General features: G+C 60.5%; 24 protein-coding genes. 23 read left to right on the forward strand and 1 reads right to left on the reverse strand.

Translation table 11 applies throughout. The features are described 5' to 3' along the window. Positions 1-76 precede the first annotated feature (76 nt). The 12 genes from B5F28_RS01005 to pgsA all read left to right on the forward strand — a co-directional run bounded on the left by B5F28_RS01005 (position 77) and on the right by pgsA (position 12,778). The gene (locus B5F28_RS01005; RefSeq protein WP_087292230.1) at positions 77-727 is read left to right on the forward strand and encodes a GDSL-type esterase/lipase family protein; all 651 of its coding nucleotides are present in this window, start codon (positions 77-79) and stop codon (positions 725-727) included. 68 nt (positions 728-795) lie between these two features. Further along, complete coding sequence (locus B5F28_RS01010; protein ID WP_143424661.1) at positions 796-1,554, forward strand: ZIP family metal transporter; 759 nt, start codon at positions 796-798, stop codon at positions 1,552-1,554. A gap of 69 nt (positions 1,555-1,623) precedes the next feature. Next, positions 1,624-2,907, forward strand: a complete 1,284-nt coding sequence (locus B5F28_RS01015; RefSeq protein WP_143424662.1) for a hypothetical protein — start codon at positions 1,624-1,626, stop codon at positions 2,905-2,907. Positions 2,908-2,952: 45 nt separating this feature from the next. Then, the gene (locus B5F28_RS01020) at positions 2,953-3,651 is read left to right on the forward strand and encodes a response regulator transcription factor (protein WP_087180809.1); all 699 of its coding nucleotides are present in this window, start codon (positions 2,953-2,955) and stop codon (positions 3,649-3,651) included. Between the two features lie 28 nt (positions 3,652-3,679). Continuing rightward, on the forward strand, positions 3,680-5,149 hold the full coding sequence (locus B5F28_RS01025) for a sensor histidine kinase (protein WP_087292240.1): 1,470 nt from the start codon (positions 3,680-3,682) through the stop codon (positions 5,147-5,149). Between the two features lie 4 nt (positions 5,150-5,153). Beyond that, complete coding sequence (locus B5F28_RS01030; protein WP_143424663.1) at positions 5,154-7,007, forward strand: hypothetical protein; 1,854 nt, start codon at positions 5,154-5,156, stop codon at positions 7,005-7,007. Positions 7,008-7,018: 11 nt separating this feature from the next. Further along, positions 7,019-7,951 carry a DUF1385 domain-containing protein gene (locus B5F28_RS01035; RefSeq protein ID WP_087292246.1) on the forward strand — a complete coding sequence of 311 codons (933 nt, stop codon included), beginning with the start codon at positions 7,019-7,021 and terminating at the stop codon, positions 7,949-7,951. Next, the gene (prmC, locus tag B5F28_RS01040; protein ID WP_158097476.1) at positions 7,945-8,808 is read left to right on the forward strand and encodes a peptide chain release factor N(5)-glutamine methyltransferase; all 864 of its coding nucleotides are present in this window, start codon (positions 7,945-7,947) and stop codon (positions 8,806-8,808) included. The genes B5F28_RS01035 and prmC overlap by 7 nt, the downstream gene beginning before the upstream one ends. A gap of 181 nt (positions 8,809-8,989) precedes the next feature. Beyond that, positions 8,990-10,156 carry a recombinase RecA gene (recA, locus tag B5F28_RS01045; protein WP_087292249.1) on the forward strand — a complete coding sequence of 389 codons (1,167 nt, stop codon included), beginning with the start codon at positions 8,990-8,992 and terminating at the stop codon, positions 10,154-10,156. A gap of 4 nt (positions 10,157-10,160) precedes the next feature. Beyond that, positions 10,161-10,673, forward strand: coding sequence for a regulatory protein RecX (locus tag B5F28_RS01050; protein ID WP_087292252.1), 513 nt, complete (start codon positions 10,161-10,163; stop codon positions 10,671-10,673). Positions 10,674-10,866: 193 nt separating this feature from the next. Next, on the forward strand, positions 10,867-12,219 hold the full coding sequence (rimO, locus tag B5F28_RS01055) for a 30S ribosomal protein S12 methylthiotransferase RimO (protein ID WP_087292256.1): 1,353 nt from the start codon (positions 10,867-10,869) through the stop codon (positions 12,217-12,219). Next, the gene (gene pgsA / locus B5F28_RS01060; RefSeq protein ID WP_087292259.1) at positions 12,203-12,778 is read left to right on the forward strand and encodes a CDP-diacylglycerol--glycerol-3-phosphate 3-phosphatidyltransferase; all 576 of its coding nucleotides are present in this window, start codon (positions 12,203-12,205) and stop codon (positions 12,776-12,778) included. Before rimO ends, pgsA begins: the two co-directional genes overlap by 17 nt. 81 nt (positions 12,779-12,859) lie before the next feature. Here the strand turns inward: pgsA and B5F28_RS01065 are convergent, their stop codons facing one another. Next, the gene (locus B5F28_RS01065; RefSeq protein ID WP_087292262.1) at positions 12,860-13,714 is read right to left on the reverse strand and encodes a MurR/RpiR family transcriptional regulator; all 855 of its coding nucleotides are present in this window, start codon (positions 13,712-13,714) and stop codon (positions 12,860-12,862) included. A 341-nt stretch (positions 13,715-14,055) separates the two neighbouring features. Here B5F28_RS01065 and B5F28_RS01070 point away from each other — a divergent pair, with 341 nt between their 5' ends. From B5F28_RS01070 to B5F28_RS01120, 11 genes are all read left to right on the forward strand, one after another. Further along, positions 14,056-15,402 (forward strand): ABC transporter substrate-binding protein, encoded by a 1,347-nt coding sequence (locus B5F28_RS01070; protein WP_087292265.1) that lies wholly within the window; start codon positions 14,056-14,058, stop codon positions 15,400-15,402. A gap of 163 nt (positions 15,403-15,565) precedes the next feature. Next, complete coding sequence (locus B5F28_RS01075; RefSeq protein ID WP_414600602.1) at positions 15,566-16,510, forward strand: carbohydrate ABC transporter permease; 945 nt, start codon at positions 15,566-15,568, stop codon at positions 16,508-16,510. 13 nt (positions 16,511-16,523) lie between these two features. Continuing rightward, on the forward strand, positions 16,524-17,357 hold the full coding sequence (locus tag B5F28_RS01080) for a carbohydrate ABC transporter permease (protein WP_087292268.1): 834 nt from the start codon (positions 16,524-16,526) through the stop codon (positions 17,355-17,357). Positions 17,358-17,464: 107 nt separating this feature from the next. Then, the gene (locus B5F28_RS01085) at positions 17,465-17,935 is read left to right on the forward strand and encodes a NanQ anomerase/TabA/YiaL family protein (protein ID WP_087292271.1); all 471 of its coding nucleotides are present in this window, start codon (positions 17,465-17,467) and stop codon (positions 17,933-17,935) included. Between the two features lie 507 nt (positions 17,936-18,442). Beyond that, positions 18,443-20,041, forward strand: a complete 1,599-nt coding sequence (locus B5F28_RS01090) for an ABC transporter substrate-binding protein (RefSeq protein WP_087292274.1) — start codon at positions 18,443-18,445, stop codon at positions 20,039-20,041. A gap of 154 nt (positions 20,042-20,195) precedes the next feature. Continuing rightward, positions 20,196-21,158, forward strand: coding sequence for an ABC transporter permease (locus B5F28_RS01095; RefSeq protein ID WP_087180822.1), 963 nt, complete (start codon positions 20,196-20,198; stop codon positions 21,156-21,158). Positions 21,159-21,177: 19 nt separating this feature from the next. Further along, positions 21,178-22,071, forward strand: coding sequence for an ABC transporter permease (locus B5F28_RS01100; protein ID WP_087292277.1), 894 nt, complete (start codon positions 21,178-21,180; stop codon positions 22,069-22,071). Positions 22,072-22,083: 12 nt separating this feature from the next. Continuing rightward, positions 22,084-23,109: an ABC transporter ATP-binding protein gene (locus B5F28_RS01105; protein WP_087292280.1), complete on the forward strand. Its 1,026-nt coding sequence runs from the start codon at positions 22,084-22,086 to the stop codon at positions 23,107-23,109. A gap of 2 nt (positions 23,110-23,111) precedes the next feature. Next, positions 23,112-24,122, forward strand: a complete 1,011-nt coding sequence (locus B5F28_RS01110) for an ABC transporter ATP-binding protein (RefSeq protein ID WP_087183653.1) — start codon at positions 23,112-23,114, stop codon at positions 24,120-24,122. 2 nt (positions 24,123-24,124) lie between these two features. Beyond that, complete coding sequence (locus tag B5F28_RS01115) at positions 24,125-25,762, forward strand: FAD-binding protein (RefSeq protein ID WP_087292283.1); 1,638 nt, start codon at positions 24,125-24,127, stop codon at positions 25,760-25,762. A gap of 6 nt (positions 25,763-25,768) precedes the next feature. After that, positions 25,769-26,218, forward strand: coding sequence for a NanQ anomerase/TabA/YiaL family protein (locus B5F28_RS01120; RefSeq protein ID WP_087292286.1), 450 nt, complete (start codon positions 25,769-25,771; stop codon positions 26,216-26,218). Positions 26,219-26,354: the final 136 nt, after the last annotated feature.

The raw sequence follows: 26,354 nt of genomic DNA on the forward strand, positions 1-26,354 counted from the left end.
CCGCGGGCATTGTTTTGCGTTCCCGGCTCTGCTACAATAGGGGCAGAAAACAACGGGAAAAGGCGGTCGAACATCCATGAACAGAAAACACATTGTATGCTACGGCGATTCCAACACCTGGGGCTACTGCGCCGCCACCGGCGGCCGCTATGAGGACGACGTGCGCTGGACCCGTCTTTTGCAGGAGCAGCTGGGCGATGGGTATCTGGTGGCGGAGGAAGGGATGTGCGGCCGCACCACTGTGTTTGAGGACCCGCTGAACGAAGGCCTCTGCGGCTTTGCACACCTGGCCCCGGCGCTGAACGCTCACAGTCCGCTGGACCTCTTGGTGGTGATGCTGGGCACCAACGACTGCAAGCAGCGTTATTCCGCCACTGCCCAGAACATTGCCGACGGGCTGGCCCGTCTGGTGACCCGGGCAAAGCAGCTGCCGGTGTGGGCAGGCGAACCCAGGGTGCTGATCGTGGCGCCCATCATGATCGATCCCCGGGTACATCAGGTGCCCCGCATAGGCCAGGAGATGGGCGAGGGCTGCGTGGAAAAATCCCGCCTGCTGCCCGCTCTGATGGAGCAGACCGCCCGGGATACCGGCTGCGAATTCATGGACTGCAACCCCTACGTGCAGCCGGGCGAGGCGGACTGGATGCACTTTGACGCGGCCAGCCAGGCCCGCTTTGCGCTGGCGCTGGAGGCCAAGATCCGGGTGCTGCTCAGCGGCCGGAGCTGATTGCCCGTACGCATAGCGCTTTTTCACACCCCATATCCTTGTACAAAAAGGATATGGGGTGTTGTTGTATGCTGCATGCGCTCACGTTGACAGTTCTGGCCGGGCTGAGTACCGGCATCGGCGGTCTGGTGGCCGCGCTCTTTCGCCCCGGACGGCGGGCCATGGCGCTGTGCAGCGGCTTTGCGGCGGGGGTGATGCTGGCCGTGAGCCTGCTGGACCTGCTGCCTCATGCGCTGGCGGGCTGGCGGGAGGCTATGGGTCCGGTGGGCGCGGGGCTGGCGGTGACCAGCCTTGCACTGCTGGGCATGGCTTCGGCGGCGCTGCTGGAGCAGCTTCTGCCCGAGGCAAAGCAACAGCAGGGCGGAGAAGGCAGGGCGGCTGCGTTTCGGGGCGCACTGGTCACCGGTCTGGCACTGCTGGCCCACAATCTTCCGGAGGGGGCACTCACCCTGTTCGCAGGGGTGGCAGACCCGGCGGCGGGGCTGCGGCTGAGCCTGGCGGTGGGGCTGCACAACCTGCCCGAGGGCCTGGCGGTGGCTGCGCCGCTGTATTACGCCACCAAAAGCCGGGCAAAGGCGGCGGGCGCGGCCTTTGCCAGCGGATTGGCCGAGCCGCTGGGGGCGGTGCTGGCCTTTGGGCTGCTGGGGTCTCTGCTCACTCCGGGCTTTCTGAACGGAATGCTGGCCGGAGTGGCCGGGGTGATGTGCTGGGCGGCGGCCTTTGAGCTGCTGCCCATGGCCTACCGGCTGGGTCCAGGGTCCCGGGCTGCGGCGGGCTTCGCGGCCGGGGTTTTGACGATGCTACTTGGAATCAGTTTATTATCGTGATATAATAAAGCAGATTATCTTTTTTGGCTCGGGGTACGAGATGCCGCGGGCAGGAAGGGGGCGACGGCCGTGAAACGAATGGCTTTGGCAGCGCTCACGCTGGCGGCATGCCTTTTGTGCGGCTGCACCGGCAGCATGAGCGGCGGGGTGGAGGAGCTTCTGCGTGCCCCTCAGCTGGCCGGTCCCCAGACCAATGTGCAGCGGGCGATCACGGCCTATCTGGGCGAAGCGCCCCAGCTGAAATACCCCCAGAACGGCGATATCCTCTCCCCCTTTCTGTTCGGAGACTGGAACGGCGACGGCTCCATGGATGCGGCGGCGCTGTATGTGAGCTCCGGGATGCAGAACGTCTGCCTGGCAATTCTGGAGCAGAGCGGCGGCAGCTGGGTGGTGACCCAGGAAATCGAGGGCCTTTCCGCCGAGGTGGACAGCGTGAGCACCGCAGCCATGAGCGGTGACGGCGGGGTTCAGCTGCTGATTGGCTATGTGGGCACCAGCGGGGAAAAATATCTTTCGGTGTATGCCTATCAGGACCAGACCCTCACCCAGGTGATGGAGCAGGCTTATTCCCAGTATGAATTGCAGGACATCACCGGAAGCGGCCTGAAGGACCTGATTTTGATCGGCCCCCAGACGGTTGACGGAATGAAGGTGCAGCTGCTCACGGCCATCCGGGGCGAATTTACCATGGCCCAGGAATTCTGGCTGAGCCCGGAACGTTTTTCCAGCTGCGAGGGCCTGCATCTGAGCAGCGGGTCGGACGGCGGCTATTATCTGGTGCTGGACGGCTACGTGGGTTCCGGCTCGGCGCTGGCCAGCATCCTGCTCGGTTATAATGCGACCACCCAGCAGCTGGAGGAATATGTTCCGCTGCTGCCGGTGGATATCTACACCGAAAGCATCCGTTATTCCAGCCTGCTCACCAGCAGGGACATCGACGGCGACGGAACGGTGGAGATTCCGGTGGAGCTGCCGGACGCCAACGGAAACATCTCGGTGAGCCGCCTGAGCTTTGTGGCCTGGATGGATTACACCAGCACCGACCCGGAGAAGAGCTTCGGTATTGTGGATCTGGAAAACGGCTTTTATCTGGAGCTGCCCCCCAGCTGGGAGGGCAAGATCCAGGTGAAGGAGGGCTCGCAGGAGGGCAGCTGGGCCATCCGCAGCCTGGAGGACGGCACCGGCTACCTGGAGGTCCGGGTGGTGGAGCCCAGCACCGAGGGCGGGTCCTATTTCCGCCTGGGGAACGTGGGCGGCAAAAAGGTACAGGCCAGGATTCTGGCTTCCCATATCGGCGAAAACGGCGAAAACCTGCAGCCGGCGGCAATGACCGGCTGCTTCCGGATGCTGTGAGCGGCTCAAAGCCGCCCGCCCCGTTTTTATAGGAGGTTTGATTGCATGCGTAGAGTGTTAGTTGTGGAAGACGAGACCAGCATCCGCGAGCTGATCGCCTTGAATCTTCAGATGGCAGGCTATCAGGTGCTGGAGGCAGGCAGTGCCGAGCAGGGCCTGGCGCTGCTCAGCCAGGGCCAGAAGTGCGACGCTGCCGTGCTGGATGTGATGCTGCCCGGTATGAACGGCTTTTCCCTGTGCGAGACCATCCGCCGGGACGACCCGAACATCGGCATCATCATCCTGAGCGCCAAGAGCATGGAGCAGGATAAGATCCGGGGGCTGTCCATCGGAGCGGATGATTATATGACCAAGCCCTTCAGCGTATCCGAGCTGCTGGCCCGCATCGAGGCGCTGTGCCGCCGGGTCAACCGGGGCGCGGCGGAGGCCCCTGTGCCGGACGAGACCCGCATGGTAAGCGGCCAGTTTATTCTGGACCAGAAAAGCCGGGTGCTGTACAAGGCGGGCAAGCCCATTGATCTGACCCAGGTTGAGTTCCAGATCATGGAGCTGTTCTTCCAGAACCCCGGCACCGCACTGGTGCGGGAAAAGATCCTGGAAGGGGTCTGGGGCGAGAATTACTACGGCGACGTGAAGATCGTGGATGTGAACATCCGCCGCCTTCGCATGAAGGTGGAGGACGAGCCCTCCAGCCCCAAGCACATCCTCACCGTGTGGGGCTACGGCTACCGCTGGAACGGATGACAGGCAGACACGCAGGAAGGGGGCTGCCATGAACAGCATCACCAAACGATGGCTGCGCAGCAGCCTTCTGATCACCTTTTTGCTGGTGGCGGGTGCGGTGAGCATCTATATCTATACCCTGATCTCCGGCAGCTACAACGGGGTGCAGCAGGCTATGCTCAGCCGAATTTCCAGCATGGGCGGTCAGCTGAAGATCACCACCGGCCAGAGCGCGGAGCAGACCTCCCAGAATCGGAGCAGCCTGCTGCGCCGGATGGTGGAGCAGTTCGACGAGAAGGACAAGTTCGAGTTCATGCTGCTGGACAGCGAGGGTCAGGTGATTGCCACCTCCTCGGGCGGAACGCTGCGCTACGAAAAGGCCCCCGAGGATTTTCTCATGGCCATGGAATCCTCCAACAGCGGCGGCCGAAGCGTGTACACCAGCGTGACCGGCGAGCGGGTGATGGCCCTTACCGTAATGGTGCCCTACCCGGCGGAGGATGTGGCGGCCCTGCGTATGGTCACCAGCCTGACCATGGTGGACCAGATGATGGTGGAGCGGATACTGCTGGCTTTGGGCCTCGGTGCGGTGATTCTGCTGTTCAGCGTCTGGAGCGGCGTGTTTTTCATCCGTTCCATCGTGCGTCCGCTGGACGAGGTGGAGCAGACAGCGAATGCCATCGCCCGGGGCGATCTGAGCGCCCGCCTGCCCGAGGGCAGCGACGGCGACGAGATCGGGCGGCTGTGCAACACCATCAACCAGATGGCGGGGGAGCTTTCCAAGACCGAGCGGCTGCAGAACGAGTTTATCTCGTCGGTGAGCCACGAGCTGCGCACTCCGCTCACCAGCATCCGGGGCTGGGTGGAGACCATCGCCCATATCCGGGACCCGGAGGACGAAAACTACCGCAAGGGCCTGTCCATCATCGGGCGGGAGACCGACCGGCTGTATGATATGGTGGAGGAGCTGCTCAGCTTTTCCCGGCTGCAGAGCGGCGTGAAGCTGGAATGCCGGCCGCTGGATCTGGTGGCCGAACTCACCGATGCGGCCCTGTTCATGGAGGCGCGCATCCGCGCCGAGGGGCTGCGGCTGGTGTATGAGGAGCCGGAGCTGCCTTTGCCCATCTGGGCGGATGGGAGCCGACTGCGCCAGGTGTTCATCAATGTGATGGACAACGCGGTGAAGTATTCCTCGCCCGGCGGAGCCATCACCCTGGATCTTTTGCAGGACGGCGAGAATGTATACGTGCTGATCAAGGACGAGGGCCGGGGCATTGCGCCGGACGATCTGGAAAATGTGAAGCTGAAATTCTTCAAGGGCAAGGGCGCGGTGCGCGGCAGCGGCATCGGTCTTGCGGTGGTGGATGAGATCATGACCGCGCTGGACGGCTCGGCGGATATTGCCTCCGAGCTGGGCAAGGGCACCACTGTGACCCTGCGCCTGCCCATCTATCGGGGCAGCGGGGAAGCGCCCGCCTGGGCGGTGAACGACCCGGCGGAGAGCCCGGAAAAGGAGTAACCCTGTGACGATTTTGATTTTGCTCGTTCTGGCGGCGGCGCTGGCCCTGGCGCTGGAGCGGCCGATGGAACGCACGGTCCCGGCTGTTCTGGCCGGGGCCGCTCTTGTGACCTACTGCGCCACGCTGGCCGGGCAGAAAAGCACGGCGCTGCCGGTGATGGCAGTGTGCGCCGGTGTGGCTTTCCTTGCGGCGGTGGTTCGCTGCCGCAAAGCGGGCGCGGGCCGATGCACGGCGGTGCTTGTGCGGCCGGCCGTTTTGGCGTTGGTGCTGGCACTGGCTGCTGGCTGGCTGCTGATGCGGCAGATCCGTTTCGTGATGCTGGACGACCTGCTCCACTGGGCGCTTTTCAGCAAGCAGATGTGCGGGCTGGAGGCCTTTCCCGACGGAGCGCAGCTGGCCAGCGCCTATGCGGACTATCCGCCCGGCGCCCAGATGCTGCTGGTGTTTTTGCAGATCGGGCAGCCCTTTTCCCATCCGCTGCTGTTCTGGGGCCAGCTGCTGTGGTACACCGGCCTGACGCTGCCCCTTCTGGAGAAAACAGGCGAGGGCGGTAGACTGCAACGAATCGCTGCCGCAGTGGGCGGCGCGGTGTTCCTGCTGCTGTTCCCGGCGGTGTTCAATCACTATTACAACGAGAGCCTTGTGGTGGAGCCTTTGATGGGCCTGATGCTGGGCTGCATGGCTTACACTGCCTGGCGCAGCCGCACCGGGCCGGATCTTCTGGACGGGCTGACCGTGAGCCTGCTGGCCTGCCTGCTGGTGCTGACCAAGAGCACCGGCATTCTGTATGCGGCGGCGGGGCTGCTGGCCGCGGCGATTTTGTGGCGGCGGGCGCTGTTTTGCAGCAAAGGCCGGGCCTGCAGACTTGCCTTTGCGGGTGTTGCCGTGGCGGCTGCCGCGGGTCTGTGGCAAAGCTGGCGCTGGCTGTGCGTGGAAAAGGGGTATGTTTCCTATTTCACCGAGGATGCGCCCCAGGCCTATACGCTGGAGAATCTGACCGCCTTTTTGAAGGGCGAGGGTCTGGCGGGGCAGGTGATCCCCTCCTTTTTGCGGGCGCTGGCGGTTCAGCCGCTGGCCAAGCGATGGGGGCTTTCCGCCCTGGCGATGCTGGCAGTGGTGTGGGCGCTGGCCTGCCTGCTGCCCCGGCTGCGCTGGACCGGACTGCGCCCGGTGCTGACAGTTTTTACATTGATTTTTGTTGTGTATGCGGCATCGGTGTGCTATTCTTATGTGTACCTGTTCCAGGAGGGCGAGGCGCTGACCCTTTCCGCCTTCAGCCGCTACATCGGCCCGCTGCCCACCGGAGCCCTTTATCTGGTGCTGGGGGCGGCGCTATGGCAGTATTGGGGAAGGAGAAAGCCTCTGGCCTGGTGCTGCACGGGCGCGGCCTTCCTTGCCTGCGTGAACTGGTATGCCCCGGCCCGCTGGCTGCCCGGCGCTTACCAGACGGTGTTTGAACAGTTCATGGGCGATCAGGCATCCGGAGTGGACGGCATCCTGCAGGAGGCCGAGGCGCTGCACGGCTGCCTGGAACCCACGGACCGGGTGCTGGCGATCACCCAGACCTCCTCCATGGACCGGCTGGGCCAGCTGCTGCGCTATGCGCTGTTGCCCAATCAGGTGGAATACTGGTCCCCCACCGAGTGCGGCGATTCCCACGGGCTTTCGCTGCGGTGGAACGAGTATCTGGTGGAACAGGGGTTTGAATATGTATACTGCGCGGCGGATGGCCAGCCCACCGCGGACCAGGAGCTGCTGACCGACCAGACCGGTGCGCCGGTGCGGTCAGGCTGGCTTTACCGGGTGAACACAGAGGACGGCTCCGCAAAGCTGGAGCCGGTGTGTCAGCCCGGCTGAAAGGAGAAAGAATGGAAAAACCAAAGGAACGTTTTAAGACCAGCGTGGGCGGTCAGGCCCTGATGGAGGGCATCATGATGCGCGGCCCCAAAAAAATCTGCGTGGCCGTGCGCAAGCCGGACGGCGAGATCGACCTGACCATGGAGGACGTGAAGCATCACAGTTGGCAGAAGATCCCCTTTGTACGGGGCGCCTGCGCCATGATTGAAAATCTGGTGCTGGGCTATCGGTACCTGATGCACTCCGCCGAGGTGAGCATGACCGAGGAGGAGCAGGAGCAGCCCAGCAAGCTGGATCTGTGGCTGGAGGAGCACACCGGGCCCAAATTCCAGAGCTTTCTGATGGGGCTGGCCGCGGTGATCGGCGGCATGATGGCCATTGTGCTCTTTATGGTATTGCCCACCGCCATTGTAGGCGGTATCAACCACTTTGTACCCCTGGGTTGGGGCAAGGTTCTGCTGGAGGGCGTACTCAAGATTGCCATGTTCGTGATCTATCTGTTCCTGTGCACCCGCATGAAGGAGATCCACCGGGTATTTGAGTACCACGGTGCGGAGCACAAGACCATCGCCTGCTATGAGGCGGGCGAGGAGCTGACGGTGGAGAACATCCGCCGCCACTGCCGGTTCCATCCTCGCTGCGGCACCAGCTTTATGATCCTGGTGCTGATCGTGAGCATCCTTCTGTTCAGCGTGCTGCCCTGGAACAGCACCGGCCTGCGGGTGGTGCTCAAGCTGCTTTTGCTGCCGGTGGTCATGGGCATCAGCTATGAGCTGATCAAGCTGGCGGGCCGATACGATAATCTGGCCACCCGCATCATCAGTGCACCGGGCCTCTGGCTGCAGCATCTGACCACCTTCGAGCCGGATGATTCCATGATCGAGGTGGCCATCGCCGCGGTGAAGCCGGTGCTGCCCGGCCGCCCGGAGGAGGGGCTGTGGTAAGCGGTGCGCCCCGGGCCGCCCATGTCTGGGCGCGGGCCCGGCTGGAGGCGGCCGGTGTGGAGGATGCGGCTTTTGATGCGGCCTGCTTGATGGAGCTGGTGGCGGGCAAAAACTGGCGCTGGGCGGACGGTGAGCTGACCGAAGCGCAGAAGGAACGCCTGGAGCAGCTGACCGAAAAGCGGGCGCAGCGGTATCCGCTGCAGTATCTGGCGGGGCGCTGGCCCTTCCTGGATTTTGAGCTGGAGGTGGGCCCCGGGGTGCTGATCCCTCGGGCGGACACCGAGCTGCTGTGCGAGACCGGCGCGGAGCTGCTGGCGGGCAAGACCGGCCCGCAGGTGCTGGATCTGTGCGCCGGAAGCGGCTGTGTGGGCCTGGGCGTCAAGCGGCTGGTTCCCGCCGCCCGGGTCACCTGCCTGGAAAAAAGCCCCGAGGCCTTTGCTTACCTGACCTGGAATGCTGCCGGAGCACTGCCCGGCTTCGATTCGGAGCGGCCCGCGGTGCAGCCGGTGGCAGGGGATGTATTCACCTACCAGAACGAACTGGAGCCGGAGAGCCTGGACCTCGTCCTCTCCAACCCGCCCTACGTGACCGGCGACGAGATGAAGACCCTGGAGCCGGAGCTGCGCTTTGAGCCGGAAATGGCCCTGGAGGCGGAGCACGAGGGGCTGGCCTTTTACGAGCACATTGCCCCCGGTTACTTTGCTGCGCTGCGGCGCGGCGGCTGGCTGGCGGTGGAGATCGGCTGGGCCCAGGGGGCGGCGGTGCGCGGCATTTTTGAGGCCGCGGGCTACCGGAATGTGGCCGTCCGGCAGGATCTGGCGGGCAAGGACCGGGTGGTTCTGGGCCAAAAGCCCTGAAAAAAGGGAGAAAAGGTCCGATAAAACGGTCGATCAACAAGAAACTTACAACTTGCAGTTGTAAGTTTCTTTTCTTTTGTGTATAATAAGAGCATGCGAAACAAAAGCCGCCCGGTCCGTTGGGCCTGTGGTGGAAAGTGATGAAAACGAATCCGATTTGAATAAAGGAGCAAGAAGCATTATGGCAGACAAGAAACCTCTTCCTTCCCCCAGCAAAAAGGCGGCGGGAGACAAAAAGGCTGCGCTGGAAACCGCGCTGGCTCAGATCGAAAAACAGTTCGGCAAGGGCGCTGTGATGAAGCTGGGCAGCAACGTGTCCATGCAGGTGGATGCCATTTCCACCGGCAGCCTGTCGCTGGACCTGGCGCTGGGTGTGGGCGGTATGCCCCGCGGCCGTGTAGTGGAGATCTACGGACCGGAATCCAGCGGTAAGACCACCCTGGCACTGCATGTGCTGGCCGAGGCCCAGAAGGCCGGCGGCGAGGTGGCCTTCATCGACGTGGAGCACGCGCTGGACCCGGTGTATGCCCGCGCCCTGGGTGTGGACATCGACAGCCTGCTGGTGAGCCAGCCGGACACCGGCGAACAGGCGCTGGAGATCTGCGAGGCGCTGGTGCGCTCCGGCGCCATCGATGCCATCGTTATCGACTCGGTGGCCGCCATGGTGCCCCGCGCTGAGATCGAGGGTGAGATGGGCGACTCCCACGTGGGCCTGCAGGCCCGCCTGATGAGCCAGGCCCTGCGCAAGCTGACCGGTGTTATCGGCAAGACCAACACCGTGGCCATCTTCATTAACCAGCTGCGTGAAAAGGTGGGTGTGTCCTACGGCAACCCCGAGGTGACCGCCGGCGGCCGCGCGCTGAAATACTATTCCTCCGTGCGCATCGATGTGCGCCGCATTGAGGGCCTGAAGGATTCCACCGGCGCCTTCATCGGCAACCGCACCCGTGCCAAGGTGGTCAAGAACAAGGTGGCGCCTCCCTTTAAGGAGGCCGAGTTCGACATCATGTTCGGCGAGGGCATCAGCAAGACCGGCGAGATCCTGGATCTGGCGGTGACCCTGGGCATCGTGCAGAAGAGCGGCGCGTGGTTCAGCTATGGCGAGACCCGCCTGGGCCAGGGCCGCGACAACGTGAAGATCTATTTCAAGGAGCATCCCGAGCTGATGGCCGAGATCGAAGAGCTGGTGCGCCAGAACGCCGATAAGCTGGTGAAGGGCGGCAAGAAGGCAAAGGGCTCGGTGACCCCGGTGGTGGCTGCGCCTGCCCCCGCCGCAGCAGAGGCTCCCGCCAAGGAGCAGGCTGTATCGGTAAGCGAGGCCGACCTGGACATCATGGTCGAGGACTGAGCCGGTGCTGTTTGAAGAGGAGGACAAGGCCTACCGCCGCGCGCTGGATAAGGCCATGGAATACCTCTCGCTGCGGGATCATTCCAGCGGCGAGCTGTACGATAAAGTGCGCAAAAAGCTGGAGGACGACCGGGCGGCCGCGGCAGCCGTGGCCCGCTGCGTGGAGCTGGGGCTGCTCAACGACGAGGCCTTTGCCCGCCACCGGGCAAAATACCTGCTGGCTCGGCACAAAAGCCCGGCCCAGATCCGGGCCCATCTGGCGGAAAAGGGCGTGGACCGGCAGATTGCCGCTCAGGTGCTGGAGGAGCTTTTTGAAGAGGAAAGCCCCGCCGACGCGGTTTACCAGCTGCTGTGCCGCAGCTACGGCCGCAAGCTGGCCGCGGGCAAACGCCAGAACGTGATCGCCGCCATGGCACGCCGTGGCTTTTCTCTGGGAGACATCAAGGAGGCGCTGGCCCGCTGGGAGGAGGAAAACCCGCCCGAAGAGGACCAGCCGGACTGGGAACCGGAGTTCTGAACGGCGAAAAGGGCGGGGGAAGGGCCGGATTTCCGCCAACTTCCACCCTGCAAAGCTGGACTTTACCTCTAGAAACATGATAGAATAAAAAGGCGAGGGAGGCTGCTCCCTCGCCTTTTCCTGTAATGACCGCCCGCCCGTGAATCGAGAGCGGCGCGGCGCAAACGAACCAGACAAAAAGGAGAATACTGCATTGAATATCGCAATCATTTCGCTGGGCTGCCCCAAAAACCAGGTGGATGCCGACGTGATGTGCCACGGTCTCATCGCTGCCGGTCACACCACCACCGCCGACCTGAGCTTGGCGGATGTGATCATCGTGAACACCTGCGGCTTCATCGAGAGCGCCAAGACCGAGGCCATCGAGAATATCCTGAACGCCTGCTCCTACAAGGAGCAGAACCCCAACCTGAAGGTGGTGGTCACCGGCTGCCTGGCCGAGCGCTACCAGCATGAGATCCGCACCGAGATCCCTGAGGTGGACGCGGTGGTGGGCATCGGCTCCAACAAGGCCATTCCCCAGATCATCGACCGTCTGTGCGGCGGCGCGGAGGACCAGAACCGGGAATACTACGGCCCCAAGACCGACCTGCCTCTGGGCGGCCGCCGGGTGATCTCCACCCCCCATCACTACGCCTATCTGAAAATTGCTGAGGGCTGCAACAACCGCTGCCACTACTGCGCCATCCCGCTGATCCGCGGTCCGCTGCGCAGCCGTCCCATGGAGGACTGCCTGGCCGAGGCCCGCTGGCTGGCCAACGAGGGCGTGAAGGAACTGGTGCTGGTTGCTCAGGACCCCACCGCCTACGGCGATGACTGGGGCAAGAACAGCATCTGCGAGCTGCTGGACGAGCTGAACAAGATCGAGGGCATCCGCTGGATCCGCATCCTGTATGCCTACCCTGAGCGCATCACCGACGCCTTCATCGCGGCCATGGCCCGCAACGAGAAGGTGGTGCCCTATCTGGACCTGCCCATCCAGCATTGCAACAGCCGGGTGCTCAAGGCCATGAACCGCAAGGGCGATCGTCAGGTGGTGGAAAGCGCCATCCAGCGGCTGCGTCAGGCCATTCCCGGCATCACCCTGCGCACCACTCTGATCGCGGGTTACCCCGGCGAGACCGAGGAGGAGTTCGAGGAGCTGTGTCAGTTCGTGAAGGACACCGCCTTTGAGCGGCTGGGCTGCTTTGCCTTCAGCCCCGAGGAGGACACTGTGGCTGCCTCCATGCCGGACCAGCTGCCGGAGGAGGAGAAGCAGCGCCGGGCCGATATCATCATGCGCGCCCAGGCCAACATCAGCGCCGCCAAGCTGGAGGAGAAGGTGGGCAAGACCCTCACCGTGATCTGCGACGGCATCGACGAGGAGAGCGGCCTGTATCTGTGCCGCAGTGAGGCGGATGCCCCGGAGATCGACGGCAACGTGTGCGTTTCCAGCGAGGACCCGATGTATCCCGGCGAGTTCTATCAGGTGTACATCGAGGAAAGCGATATGTACGATCTGTACGGCTATGTAGTGGAGGATGAGAAGGATGAATCTGCCCAATAAGCTTACCCTGGCCCGCATCGTGCTGGTGCCGGTGTTTATGGTACTGGCTCAGATGAGCCAGTACGGCACCTCCAGCTTTGACCCCGTCTGGTATCTGGCGGCGGGTGTGGTGTTCGCGGTGGCCAGCTTCACCGATTTTCTGGACGGCTACCTGGCCCGCAAGTGGAACCTGGTGACCGACTTCGGCAAATTTGCCGACCCCCTGGCCGACAAGCTGCTCACCACTGTGGCCTTCCTGTACATGATGCGGGACGGCGTGTGCAGCATCTGGGTGGTGGCCATCATCCTGGCCCGGGAGTTTGCCGTGGCCGGTGTGCGCATGGTGGCGGCTTCCTCCAATCATGTGATCGCGGCCAACATGTGGGGCAAGGTGAAAACCGTGCTGCAGATGCTCACGATCCTGTTCTACTATTTTGCGGCGGCCTTCTCCAGCGGCGGCGATATCATGGCGGTAGGCCTGATCTCCATGGTGCTGTGCTGGGCGGTGGCGCTGGTGACCCTGCTTTCGGGTGGCATCTACCTGTGGCAGAACCGGGAATGCTTTATGAACGCCAAGTAATTCCGCTGTTTTTATTGTAAAAAGAAAAAAGGACCCGCCTTCCTGCTGGAAGGCGGGTCCTTTTTTGTGGCAAAAACAGGATTACAGATGGCGGATGGCCAGTGCGTTTGCGGTCAAGTCCTTGTTGCGCATGGTGGTGTCCATATCCCGGCGGCAGAACTCGTTCACCAGCATATCCACCACGAACAGCATGGCCATCTTGGCTGCGATGCTACCGGTCTGCAGCGGACGCTCGTGCCCGCCGCACAGCAGCACCACATCCGCCATACCGGCGGCGGGGGAGTCGGCGTAGTGGGTGATCAGCACGATCTTGGCACCCCGGGCTTTGGCGGGCCGGAGCACATCCTCCGCGTCCCGGGTGGAGCCGGAATAGGAGACGAACAGGATCACATCGTTTTCCTCCAGCAGGCTGGCGGCCATGATCTGCATGTGATTGTCCTCAATGACGAAGAACTTGGAGGTCACGGTGAGAAAGCGGCTCCAGGCCTCCCGCACGGTGGCCATACTGCCGCCGTAGCCCAGGCCCAGAATCTTGCCCGCGCCTGCCAGCAGATCGCCCGCTTTGATGAGGGCTGCCTCGTCCAGCAGCGAAAGCGTCTGGTTCAGCGCCTGGATATTTGACTCGTACAGCCGGCGGCACATGGCCTCCACCGTGTTGTCCTCCGGGGTGAGTTCACCGTAGGCCGCGTAGGGGTTGGGCTGATTCAGTATACTGGATTTCGCCAATGCCAGCTTGAATTCGTTGTATCCCCCGAAACCCAGCTGCTTGCAGAACCGGAAGATGGTGGCTTCGGCTACTCCGCATTCATTGGCCAGCCCTGAGATGGAAAGATATTGCGCCTGGGCGCAGTGCTCAAGCAGATAGTCTGCGATCTTCCGGGAAGAGGGGGTGAACTGATCGTAGTGGGTATTGATTTGATACATAAGGTCTAACATAGGCGATACACTCCAGAAATGCTCCTCGCAGGTTTTGAAAGAAAAAATTTTTCAAACATGTTTTAGAAAGGAGAAAATGAGGATAATTTGTAACTTTATGTAATAATTACAAAATAGAATCAACGATAACTATATTATAAGTCAAAAATGACGGAATCTCAAGGAAAAAAAGCCCAAAAATCCGTTGTGCAAGTTCACTGAATATTCACAGGAAAGATAGGTGGACTTCACAATTGAAAAAATTTTTCACGAATGCTAGAATTTTAGTAAAGCGAGACGGCGTGTTTTTCACGCCATGATCGGACCGAACAGACAGAAAATCCTTAAGGAGGAGATTTCAAATGAAAAAAGCGTTAGCACTTGTTATGGCCGGCGCAATGGCGCTGTCCATGGTGGCTTGCGGCGGCAGCACCAGCACCAGCACCGCCACCTCTGGTTCCACTGCAGCGAGCACCGGCACCAGCACCGCTTCCGGCGCTGCTACCGAGATCACCCTGTGGACCTATCCCATCGGCTCCTGGCAGAAGGAGGAGACCGTGAACGGCTTCATCGCCGAGTTCAACAAGCAGTACCCCGACATCAAGGTCAACGTGGAGTACCTGGACTACACCAACGGCGACGATAAGGTGACCACCGCCATCGAAGCCAAGAACACCCCCGACATCATCTTCGAGGGTCCCGAGCGTCTGGTATCCAATTGGGGCGCCAAGGGCCTGATGGTTGATCTGAGCGACCTGTGGACCGAAGAGGCCACCGCCGACATCAGCAAGACCAGCGAGGCTGTTGTGAACGCCTGCAAGGGCGCCGACGGCAAGTACTATGAGTACCCCATGTGCATGACCGCTCACAACATGGCCATCAACTACGAGCTGTTCGAGGAGACCGGCGCTCTGCAGTACATTGATCAGGAGACCCGTACCTGGACCACCGATAACTTCGTGAAGGCTCTGGAGACCCTGCGCGACAGCGGCAAGGTTATGACCCCCGCCATCGTTTACTGCGGCGGCCAGGGCGGCGACCAGGGCACCCGCGCTCTGGTGAACAACCTGTACAGCGGCACCTACACCACCGCTGATCACACCGCTTACACTGCCAACAGCGCCGAGAACGTAAAGGCTCTGGAGCTGCTGCAGAAGCTGAACAGTGAGAAGGCTCTGACCTTCGACCCCGCTATGCAGGCTTCCGACGAGCTGCAGATGTTCGCCAACGGCACTGCTGCCATGACCTTCTGCTGGAACGCTTCCAACGAGGCTACCTACGCTGAGCAGGTCACCTTCACCCCCTACGCCATGAACTTCCCCACCGATGACGGCAAGGTTGAGCTGTGCGGCGGTATCTGGGGCTTCGGCATCTTCAACAACGGCGACGAGGCCAAGATCGAGGCTGCCAAGACCTTCATCAAGTTCATCTGTGACGACGCTACCCAGGGTCCCGCCAGCGTGCAGGCCACCGGCTTCTTCCCCGTTCGTGCTTCCTTCGGCAATGTTTACGCCGGCACCGAGAACGAGGAGCGCATGGCTACCTTCCAGACCTTCCTGCCCAACATGGGTGACTACTACAACGTGACCGGCGGCTGGACCGAGCAGCGCACTGCTTGGTGGAACATGCTGCAGGAAGTTGGCAACGGCAGCGACGTTCAGGCTGCTGCTGACAAGTTCGTTGAGACCTCCAACGCCGCCATCGGCTAAGGAGCAGCCCTTCCAACTGATTCGTTAGAGCAGGGACGCGCACCTCTCTTTTTCGCCCGATGCGCAAAAAGAGAGGTGCGCTCTTTCTTAAAAGACGTGAACATGATTCACCCGCTGTTCCGGCGTTAGAGGAACCTGTGAGAGATGAGAGGAGAGGATCCATTTGACTACATCTGCCGCTAAGCAGCCTGTAAAAGGACCCAGCAAACGCTCCGGTCTTGGCATCAGCCGGGCGGAGGCACGCCGCGAGACCCTTGCGGCCTACCTTTTCCTGCTGCCGTTTCTGATCGTTTTCGTTGGTTTTGTTCTGATCCCCATGGTCATGTGCCTGTGGACGAGCTTCTTCGATTCCACCATGGCCCGTGAGGACATTTTCGTTGGTTTTGGCAACTACATCAAGATGTTTCAGGACGAGATCTTCTGGAAGGCCTTGATGAATACCGCACTGATCGTGGTGGTGGCTGTGCCCACTGTTACCGCGTTCTCCCTGTGGGTGGCTTCGGCCATTTATAAAATGAAGTCGGCTTCGTGCTCCTTCTTCCGCTGCATCTTCTACCTGCCTGTTGTAACCGGTACCGTGGCCGTTACCGTGGTGTGGAAGTGGATGTTCAACAACTACTACGGCATCATCAACTATGTGGCCAAGGGCGTTGGCGTGATCGACAACAACGTGAACTGGCTGGGTAACACCCAGACCGCCATCTGGTGTATCATCCTGATCCTGTTCACCACCAGCATTGGCCAGCCCATCGTGCTGTACGTTTCCGCTCTGGGCAATGTGGATGCCAGCCTGACTGAGGCCGCGCAGGTGGACGGCGCCACCAAGCTGCAGACCTTCTGGAAGATCATGTGGCCCCAGATCACTCCCACCACCCTGTACATTCTGGTCATCACCACCATCAACAGCTTCCAGTGTTTCGCGCTGATCCAGCTGCTGACCAGCGGCGGACCCAACAACTCCACCAACACCATCATGTACTACATCTACTACAAGGCATTCAAGCTGTATGAATACGGCTACGGCAACGCCATGGGCGTGATTCTGGCCATCATCATCGCTTTGCTGTCTGCTTTGCAGTTCAAGGTAGCCGGCAAGGGCAACGATTAAGGAGGCATAGAAGATGAAGACTGTGACTGGTAAAATGACTCCTTACAAGGTCTTTTCCGGCATCATCCTTGCCGTTCTGACCGTGTTCCTGGTGTTTCCCCTGTACTGGATCTTCACCGGTTCTGTGAAGACTGCAGCGGACATCAACACCCCCACTCCCCAGTGGTTCCCCACCAACCCCACTCTGGCCAACTACGAGAAGCTGTTTGACAACCCGGCTCTGCTGTGGCTGTGGAACACCATCTTCATCGCTGTGGTCGCCATGATCCTGACCTGCATCACCGCCGCTATGGCCGGTTATGTTCTGGCCAAGAAGAAATTCTACGGCCGCACCGTGATCTTCAGCCTGATCGTCTGCGCCATGGCGCTGCCCAAGCAGGTTATCCTGATCCCCCTGCTGAAGGAGATGTCCTTCCTGGGCATCCACGATACTCTGTGGGCCGTGATTCTGCCCACCGTGGGCTGGCCCTTCGGCGTGTTCCTGATGAAGCAGTTCAGCGAAGGCATCCCCAACGAGATGCTGGAGGCCGCCCGCATTGACGGTGCCGGTGAAGTGCGTACCTTCGTGCAGATCATCCTGCCCATGGTCAAGCCCGGCATCGGCGCGCTGGCCATCTTCACCTTCATCACCGCCTGGAACGATTACTTCATGCAGTTGATCATGCTGACCAAGAACACCAGCCTGACCATCTCGCTGGGTATCGCGAACCTGCAGGCCGAAATGGCCACCGACTTCGGCCTGATCATGGCCGGTGCTGCGGTTGCCGCCATTCCCATCCTGGCCGTGTTCCTGATGTTCCAGAAGTACTTCACGCAGGGCATCACCATGGGTGCTGTGAAGGGCTGATTTCTCAGACCCGATTGTTTATCGATACCAGGTGGCTGCTGCCACCTGGTATTTTGTTTGTTTGAACCGGCTGCCCATAAATGGCGGCCGGAAAAGGAGGATGAACCATGATTTATGATAATTTCAGCAATCTGAGCGCCTACAAGGGCCTTTCCAAGGGACTGGACAAGGTGATCGAATGGGCCAAGACCCATAAGGTGGAGGAGCTGCCCCTGGGCCGCACTGAGATCGACGGCAGCCGGGTATTTGTGAACGTGATGGAGGCGGATACCCGCCCGGAGGAGGGCGCACACTACGAGGTGCACCGCAAATACATTGACCTGCAGATGGATCTGGAGGGCAGCGAGGACATTCTGGTGTCCAGCTGCTACACCCCGGATGCAAACGGCTTTGATGACGCGGCGGACATCGGCTTCGGCGATGGCCCTCTGGGGAACCGGAGCCGTCTGGGAGATGGTATGTTCGCCTTGTTCCTGGCGGGTGAGTCCCACATGCCCACCGTGAGCAACGGCAGCTGCACCCATGTGAAGAAAGCTGTGTTCAAAATCTTGAGCAACGAATACTACGACGAAGTCTGACCGGGAATCGTGCCCGGGCGCACCTGTTGAGTGAGGGTGCGCCCGGGCTTTTTTGTGTTTGCAATCGTGCGGCGGAAAGCAGGGGAGAGATCGGTGGAAAAAGAGGATTACGATAGAATCCTTTCAAAATGAGAAAATTTTTTTCATTTTCCGCCCGAAAGGGGATCGATGCCCGGAAAAAAGAAGAAAGGAGAGTGTGGAGAAAATTGGAAAAAAGAGGCGGCAAAAGTAACAAAAAATAACAGAGCGCACTCTAAAAAATAGCACTATGAAGCCAAAAAATGGCTTTTTTAAAGATGACTTGTGCAAAGTGACAAATTTGACTCGGGCAGATTCGTAGGACTTTATAATTGAAAAAAATTTTCATAAATGGTACCATAAGAGTACAGCAAGGGGTGCACGAAGGCACACCTTGTTCCAAGGGAAATGGAGCCCCTTGGCTCTGATGCATATGTGTTGTGAAGCGATCGGAGAAGGGACTCTCGATTTTTGAAGGAGGCAAAAAACATGAAGAAAGTTCTTGCACTTGTTCTCGCAGCTGCCATGGCACTTTCTATGGTAGCCTGCGGCGGTGGCTCGACCACCAGCGGTTCCACCGCCACCAGCGGTGCATCCAGCGCCGGCACTGCCGCTCCCGCAAGCGACGGCACCCTGAAGCTGGTCCTGTCCACCACCGACGGCAGCAGCACCGACGACAAGGTTCCCACCCCCTGGTACAACCGCACCCTGCCCACCAACCTGATGTTCCGCAGCCTGTTCATTGCGGACAGCACCCTGAACGAGGTAAGCCCTGACCTGGCCGAGAGCTATGAGGTCAGCGAGGACGGCCTGACCTACACCATCACCCTGAAGGACGGCCTGAAGTGGAGCGATGGCGAGGCCCTGACCGCCGACGATGTGCTGTGGTCCATCGACGCTGCCCTGCAGACCACCCAGGTGAACGCCATTTACACCTCCGCGTTCAAGAAGATCGCCGAGAAGAGCGCTGAAGGCAATGTGATCACCCTGACCCTGAGCGAGCCCTACAGCTCCCTGCCTCAGATCCTGAGCCAGTTCGCCATCCTGCCCAAGCACAGCCTGGAGAACGTGGATGTTCTGAAGCTGGATGCCGACACCACCTTCTGGCAGAACCCCGTGACCAACGGCTATTACATGGTTGGCGAGTTCAACGTGGGCAACTACTTCACCATGGTTCCCAACCCCAACTATGAAGGCACTCCTGCCAAGATCCAGAAGGTCACCGTTTCCTACGTGAACGACTACCTGACCGCTGCCCAGTCCGGCAATGCCGACTACCTGTACGGCAATGCCACCGACCTGGTAGAGGCCATGGAGGGCATGAGCAACTACACCTCTCACGAGGTTGACGTACTGTTCTACAAGTACTTCATCTTCAACATGAAGGGCACCGACGGCACCGAGAACGCGGCCATGCAGAACGTTGAGGTCCGCAAGGCCATCATGGAAGCCATCGACCGCGCTACTCTGGCTACCCTGTATCCCAGCGCTACCGTGCTGAACTCCGGCGTGCCCGATTCTCACCCCGCTTACAACGGCTTCAGCTACACCTTCGACGCTGAGAAGGCCAAGGCCGATATCGCCGCTTCCGGCTACGATATGAGCCGTCCCATCCGCATCTGCTACTACAACAACGATCAGACCAGCATCGACCTGATCAACACCATCGTTTACTACCTGGAGCAGGCTGGCCTGACTGTTGAGTCCACCCTGTCCAACGACGGCACCACCGATCTGTTCACCACCCGCCAGTACGACATCGGCTTCAAGGGCAAGAGCTCTTTCTCCCTGGACGAGTGGTACAGCGAGTACCTGAGCACCGACGCTCTGTTCCAGAACATCTGGGGCGGCGACACCGCCTTTGACGAGGCCATCGCCACCTACTCTGCCGCCACCACCGAGGAAGAGAAGAACGCTGCTCTGAAGACCCTGCAGGATCTGGAGCAGGAGAAGCTGTACAAGGTTCCCCTGTTCACCGTTGGTAACTACGTGTTCACCAGCAGCAACGTGAAGATTCCCGAGGGCGTTACCTTCTGCAACCCCCTGTACAGCTGCGATCTGGATTTCGCCAACTGGGAGATGGCCTGATCCGCTGGTATCGCTGCGATCCCTAGCATAATGTGATTGCTGGAAAGGGAGAGACGTTGGCCTTTGCCTTTCGTCTCTCCCTTTCTTTTTCGGCAGGCTCCTCCGGCGGGCCTGTGCTTCGCCCCATTTGAATCACCGAGATTGGAGTGAGAACATGCTAAAGTTCATTCTCAAAAAGCTTCTTCTGATGATCCCGATGCTGCTCGTCATCAGCCTGATCGTGTTCTTCGGCCTGCAGGCGACCGGCATCGACCCCATCAACTTCATGCTCAGCCCAGAACAGCTTTCCGCCAGCCCCGAGGTGGTGGAGCAGCTGCGTGAGGAGCTGGGCCTGAACGATCCCCTGATTGTTCAGTACTTCAACTGGCTGGGCAACATGCTGCACGGTGACTTCGGTTATTCCATCACCGACGGTACCTCCATCGCCAGCACCCTGGCCGTCCGTATGCCTTACACCCTGGAGCTGGCCGGTTACTCTCTGGTGCTGTCCGCCATCATCGGTATCGGCATCGGTATTATTTCCGCCATCCGCCAGAACGGCATCATCGACTACATCGGCCGCGTGCTGGCTGTTCTGGGCCAGGCGGTTCCCCAGTTCCTGGTTGGCATCATCCTGATCCAGATCTTCTCTATCAAGCTGGGCATCTTCCCGGCGGCGAACCGGGTGAGCCCGGACGCCACCAACGCCTTTGTGGACGCCTTCATGCACCTGTTCCTGCCGGTGACCACCCTGACCATCGGCATGGTGGCGGTTCTGATGCGCTACGCCCGCAACACCATGCTGGACGTGCTGAACAGCGACTACATCAAGACCGCCCGCAGCAAGGGCATCCCCGAGTGGAAGGTTTACTTAAAGCACGGCTTCCGCAACGCAATGAAGCCGGTTCTGGTTATCCTGATGTTCCGTATTCCCACCCTGATCGGCGGTTCCGTGGTTGTTGAGAGCGTGTTCTCTTACCCCGGCATCGGCATGACCATGACCAACGCCATCGTGGCCAACGACTACAACGTGGTTATGGTCACCACCCTGATTATCGCCGCCACCATGCTAGTGTGCTCCTTCATGGTGGACGTGCTGAACGCCATCATGGACCCGCGCGTACGCCTGGGCGAATAAGCGAGAGGAGGAGTAGAATATGAGCAATCCCAATGCAGCAAGCATCAAGGAACAAAACAAAAGCGCAGCCTCCTCGTTGCTGAAAAAGAATATCCGCAAATTTTTGAACAATAAGCTGGCTGTGTTCGGTCTGGTGGTCGTTGTTGTGATGACCCTGGCCTGCATCATCGGCGCCATTATGGGCGTGGACTACGCCACCCCCGACCTGACCAACATGAAGGCTGCCCCTGAGGCCGGTCACATCTTCGGCACCGACACCATCGGCCGTGACCTGCTGGCCCGCGTGCTGATCGGCGGCTGCTATTCCATCCTGATCGGCGTGTTCTGCGCCGTGCTCAGCAGTGTGATCGGCGCGGCGCTGGGCGCCATCGCCGGTTACTTCGGCGGCTGGGTGGACAGCGTGATCGTGCGTATCTCCGAGATCTTCCAGGCCTTCCCCCAGCTGGTTCTGGTCATGATGCTGGTGGCCATCCTCAACCAGCGCGGTCTGGGCAACCTGCTGTTCATCTTCGTGGTCACCGGCTGGATGACCACCTTCCGTATGGTGCGCAACGAGTTCATGAGCCTGAAGAACGAGACCTACGTTAAGGTCTGCGAGGCCTTCGGCATGAAGCGCAGCAACATCATGTTCAAGCAGATCCTGCCCAACGTGATGAGCCCCATCATCGTTTCCACCACCACCAACGTGGCGTTCTTCATCCTGCAGGAGGCCTCCCTGAGCTTCATCGGCCTGGGCGTTGCCGACAGCACCCCCACCTGGGGCAACATCCTGAACGCTGCAAAGTCTGTTTCCGTGGTTACCAACCAGTGGTGGATCTGGGTATTCCCCGGTCTTGCCATCAGCCTGTTCGTTCTGGCCATCAACTTCTTCGGCGACGGCCTGCGGGACGTTCTGGACCCGAAACAGCAGTAAGGAGGCGGCAGTATGGATACAAAAGAGATCATCTTAGACGTAAAAAATCTGAATACCACCTTTATTTCCGACCGCAAGGAGATCCGGATCGTAAAGAACGTTTCCTTCCAGTTGAAGCGCGGCACCGCGCTGGCGGTTGTGGGTGAGTCCGGCTGCGGCAAGAGCGTGACCATGAACTCCATCATGCGCTTCCTGGGCAAGAACGCCCGGGTCGAGGCGGACAGCATCCAGTACAACGCTTTGCGGGACGGCAAGGTGACCGAGTATCATCTGGAAAAGATCAAGGACCCCAACGGCCCTGAGATGCGCGCCCTGCGCGGCCCGGATATGTCCATGGTGTTCCAGGACCCCATGTCCAGCCTGAACCCGGTTTACAAGGTGGGTGACCAGGTGGCTGAGGGCCTGATCCAGCACACCGGCATGAAGAAGAAGGAAGCCCGTGTGAAGGTTCTGGAGATGTTCCGCAAGCTGGGCATCCCCGATCCTGAGGAGCGCATCGACAGCTATCCCCATCAGTTCTCCGGCGGCATGAAGCAGCGCGTGGTCATCGCTATTGCCATGATCTGCAACCCGGAGCTGATCATCTGCGACGAGCCCACCACCGCGCTGGATGTGACCATCCAGGCGCAGATCATGGAGCTGCTCAAGGACCTGCAGGTGAAGGAAGGCAAGTCCATCGTGCTGATTACCCATAACATGGGCCTGGTGGCCGAGATGGCCGACGAGGTCTGCGTCATGTACATGGGCCGCGTGGTGGAATTCGGCAGCCTGGAGGATGTGTTCGACCGCACCTCCCACCCCTACACCAAGGCGCTGCTGCGCAGCGTGCCCGTGCTGGGCCTGGCCGACGGCCAGAAGCTGGAGACCATTCCCGGCTCCACTCCCAACCCGGCCAACCTGAAGCCCGGCTGTGAGTTCGCGGACCGCTGCCCCGAATGCACCGCCGCCTGCCGTGAAAAGGATATCCCGACCTTCGAGATCAGCCCCGGCCACCGGGTTCGCTGCTTGAAGTATAAGAACTTCCCGGAGGTGGACTGATCATGAGCGAAAATCGTGAAGTTATCTTTAAGATTGAAAACCTGAAGACCTGGTTCCCCATCACCAAGGGCGCCTTCAAGAAGGTCGTGGGCCATGTAAAGGCTGTGGACGACGTGAGCCTGGAGGTGTACAAGGGCGAGACCCTGGGCATCGTGGGTGAGTCCGGCTGCGGCAAGTCCACCTTCGGCAAGACCATCATGATGCTGGAGAAGCCCACCGGCGGCAAGGTGCTGTTCAACTACGGCGGCGAGTTCAAGGACGTGACCAAGTTCAACAAGGAGGAAATGTTCCAGTTCCGCCGCAAGGTGCAGATGGTGTTCCAGGACCCCTATTCCGCCCTGAACCCCCAGAAGAAGATCTACACCTCTTTCGAGGAGCCCCTGAAGGTCCATGGTGTAAAGAACGAGGCGGACCGGGAGGCCGTGATGCAGAAGGTGCTGAAGATGGTCAACATCCAGCCCGACTACCTGATGCGTTATCCCCACGAGTTCTCCGGCGGCCAGCGCCAGCGCCTGTGCATTGCCCGCGCGCTGGAGGTTATGCCCGAGGTTCTGGTGTGTGACGAGCCCGTTTCCGCACTGGACGTGTCCATTCAGGCCCAGGTTTTGAACCTGATGAAGGATATCCAGAAGGAAATGAACCTGACCTACCTGTTCATCGCCCACGATCTGAGCGTTGTGCAGTACATGTCCGACCGCATCGTGGTTATGTACCTGGGCAAGATCGTGGAGATCGCCGACAGCCGCGCGCTGTACGACGAGCCCCTGCATCCCTACACCCAGGCGCTGCTGAGCGCCATTCCTGTGCCTGACATCCACAAGACCAAGAAGCGTCAGGTGCTGGAGGGCGAGGTGCCCAGCCCCATCCACAAGCCCAGCGGCTGTGCCTTCCACAACCGCTGCCCCAAGTGCATGGAGATCTGCAAGACCGTGGACCCTGCTATGGTACACCACGGTGCAGAGGGCCACATGGTCGCCTGCCATCTGTACGACAAAGAGGCGGCGAAGGCCTGATTATGCGGCTGGAATATACAAGGCACTGTGATGTGCTGGTGGCCGGCTCGGGAATTGCCGGGATCATGGCGGCCCTTGCCGCGGCAGGGGCCGGCCGCTCGGTGATCCTGGCAAGCAGCGGCCCGGTGTTTTCCGGTTCCAGCTTCTACCCTGGAACCTGGGGCCTCGGGCTGATCGGGCCGGAAAACGAAGCTGACCGGGAGGATCTGGTCCAGAGTATCCTGGAGGTGGGCTGCGGCATGGCGGACGAAACCATGGTCCGCGCCTTTGTGGCGGGCATCGGCCCGGCCATCGAGGGCGTAAAGGCCATGGGTGTTCAGCTGAAGGCTGCAGCCGACCAGAATCAAAAGGATTTCATCCCTTGTTTCGACCGCAAGCATCGCAGCTGGAACGGCCTGCTGTTCGACAGCATGCGTCAGGTCTTCTCCCGTAAAATGGAGGAGACCGGCGTACAGCAGCTGCCCGGCTGCGAGCTGCTGCAGCTGATCAAAACCGGCGAGCGGGTGAGCGGTGCGGTGATCTGCCAGAAAGGCGAATTGACCGCCATTCGGTGCGGCGCGCTGGTGCTGGCCACCGGCGGCTACGGCGGATTGTTCCGGGACCGGCTCACCACCGACGATGTGGCAGGCACCGGCCAGTGGCTGGCGCTGGAGGCTGGGGCGGAGCTGGTGAACCTGGAGTTTATGCAGATGATGCCCGGTTACCTGACTCCCTGCCGAAAAACAATCTTTAACGAGAAGACCTTCCGCTATACCCGCTTGACAGGACCGGACGGAAGGGATATTCTGGAGAACGAACCGGACCGGCAGGCTCTTCTGGAGTGCCGGTCCACCCACGGCCCCTTCACCAACCGCCTTGCCTCCAAACGGGTGGATCTGGCCATGGTGAAGGCCACCCAGGCTGCGCCGGAGCAGGGGGTCACCGTGACCTACGGACCCGAGATCCGGCAGGATACGCCGGAATTCGTGCGAACTTATTTCGACTGGCTCTGGGAGAAAAAGCATCTGACCATGGATGACCCGGTGCAGATCGCCCCCTTTGCCCATGCGGCAAACGGCGGTGTGCGCATCGATGCTTCCGGCTTTACCGGAGTGCCCGGGCTGTTTGCCTGCGGTGAGGTGACCGGCGGCATGCATGGTGCAGACCGGATCGGCGGGCTTTCCACCGCCAACGGCCTGGTGTTCGGCAAAAAAGCAGGCGAGAGTGCCGCGGCCTTTGCGGCGGCTCAGCCTGCGGCCGAAACGGACGAGCCGGTGGAGTTCGAGGCACGGATCATTCCGGACCAGGCCGAGCGCCGCCGCCGGATGCAGGATGTGATGAGCGAATGCGGTATGGTGGTGCGCAGTGACGAGGCACTGGCCCGGGGCATCGAGCGTCTGGATCAGCTGACCGATGGCTGTGAATTTACCAGCGGCACCGACGCGGCACAGATCGCGGCCAGCCGCCGCCTGTGGGCCCAGCTGCATCTGGCCCGGGCGATCCTGAGCGTCCAGCGCATGCGCACCGAGAGCCGGGGTTCCCATTATCGGGCGGATTACCCGGAACGGGACCCGGCGTTGGAAAAGCGCATTCTGGTGCGGATGCAGGGCGGTACGGCCCAGGCTGCTTTTGAGCAAAAACCTTGCAGAAAAGAGGTTTGAAGTACAATGATCTATACCAATTACCAGCAGATGGAGCGTTATCTGGGCGTGAGCGACGCGCTGGATACCGCCATCCACTATCTGAAAACGGCCGACCTGAGCCAGTTGCAGTTCGGCCGCAACGATGTGGACGGCGACAACGTTTACATCAACCGTTTTGATTACGACACGCTGCCGCTGGACAAGGCCGCCTGGGAGGGACACGCCCAGTACGCCGACATCCACGTGCTGCTCAGCGGCGAGGAGAAGATCGGCGTGACCGATGTCTCCCGCCTGACGGCCACCACCCGGGATGAGGCCACTGATTTCATTGGCTACGAGGGCCCGGTGGAGACCTGGTTCACCATGCACCCCGGCGATGTTCTGGTGGTTTTCCCCGAGGACGTTCATATGGTGAAGGTGCAGCTGAACGGCGAGGCACATGTGCAGAAAGCTGTGTTTAAAGTGCGGGCTTAAACCGCAGTTTAAATAAGGCAATGCCGCACAATTCCAGGTGGTGGAGCATGCCGGAAAATTTTGGCGTGAAACGCTGCCTGAGGCGTTCGCTGTGGATTGCGCAGTGTTGCCATAAGTCTTTGCGGACGAATTTTTA

It is taken from the genome of Gemmiger sp. An194 (genome assembly GCF_002160145.1).
GTDB lineage: Bacteria > Bacillota > Clostridia > Oscillospirales > Ruminococcaceae > Allofournierella.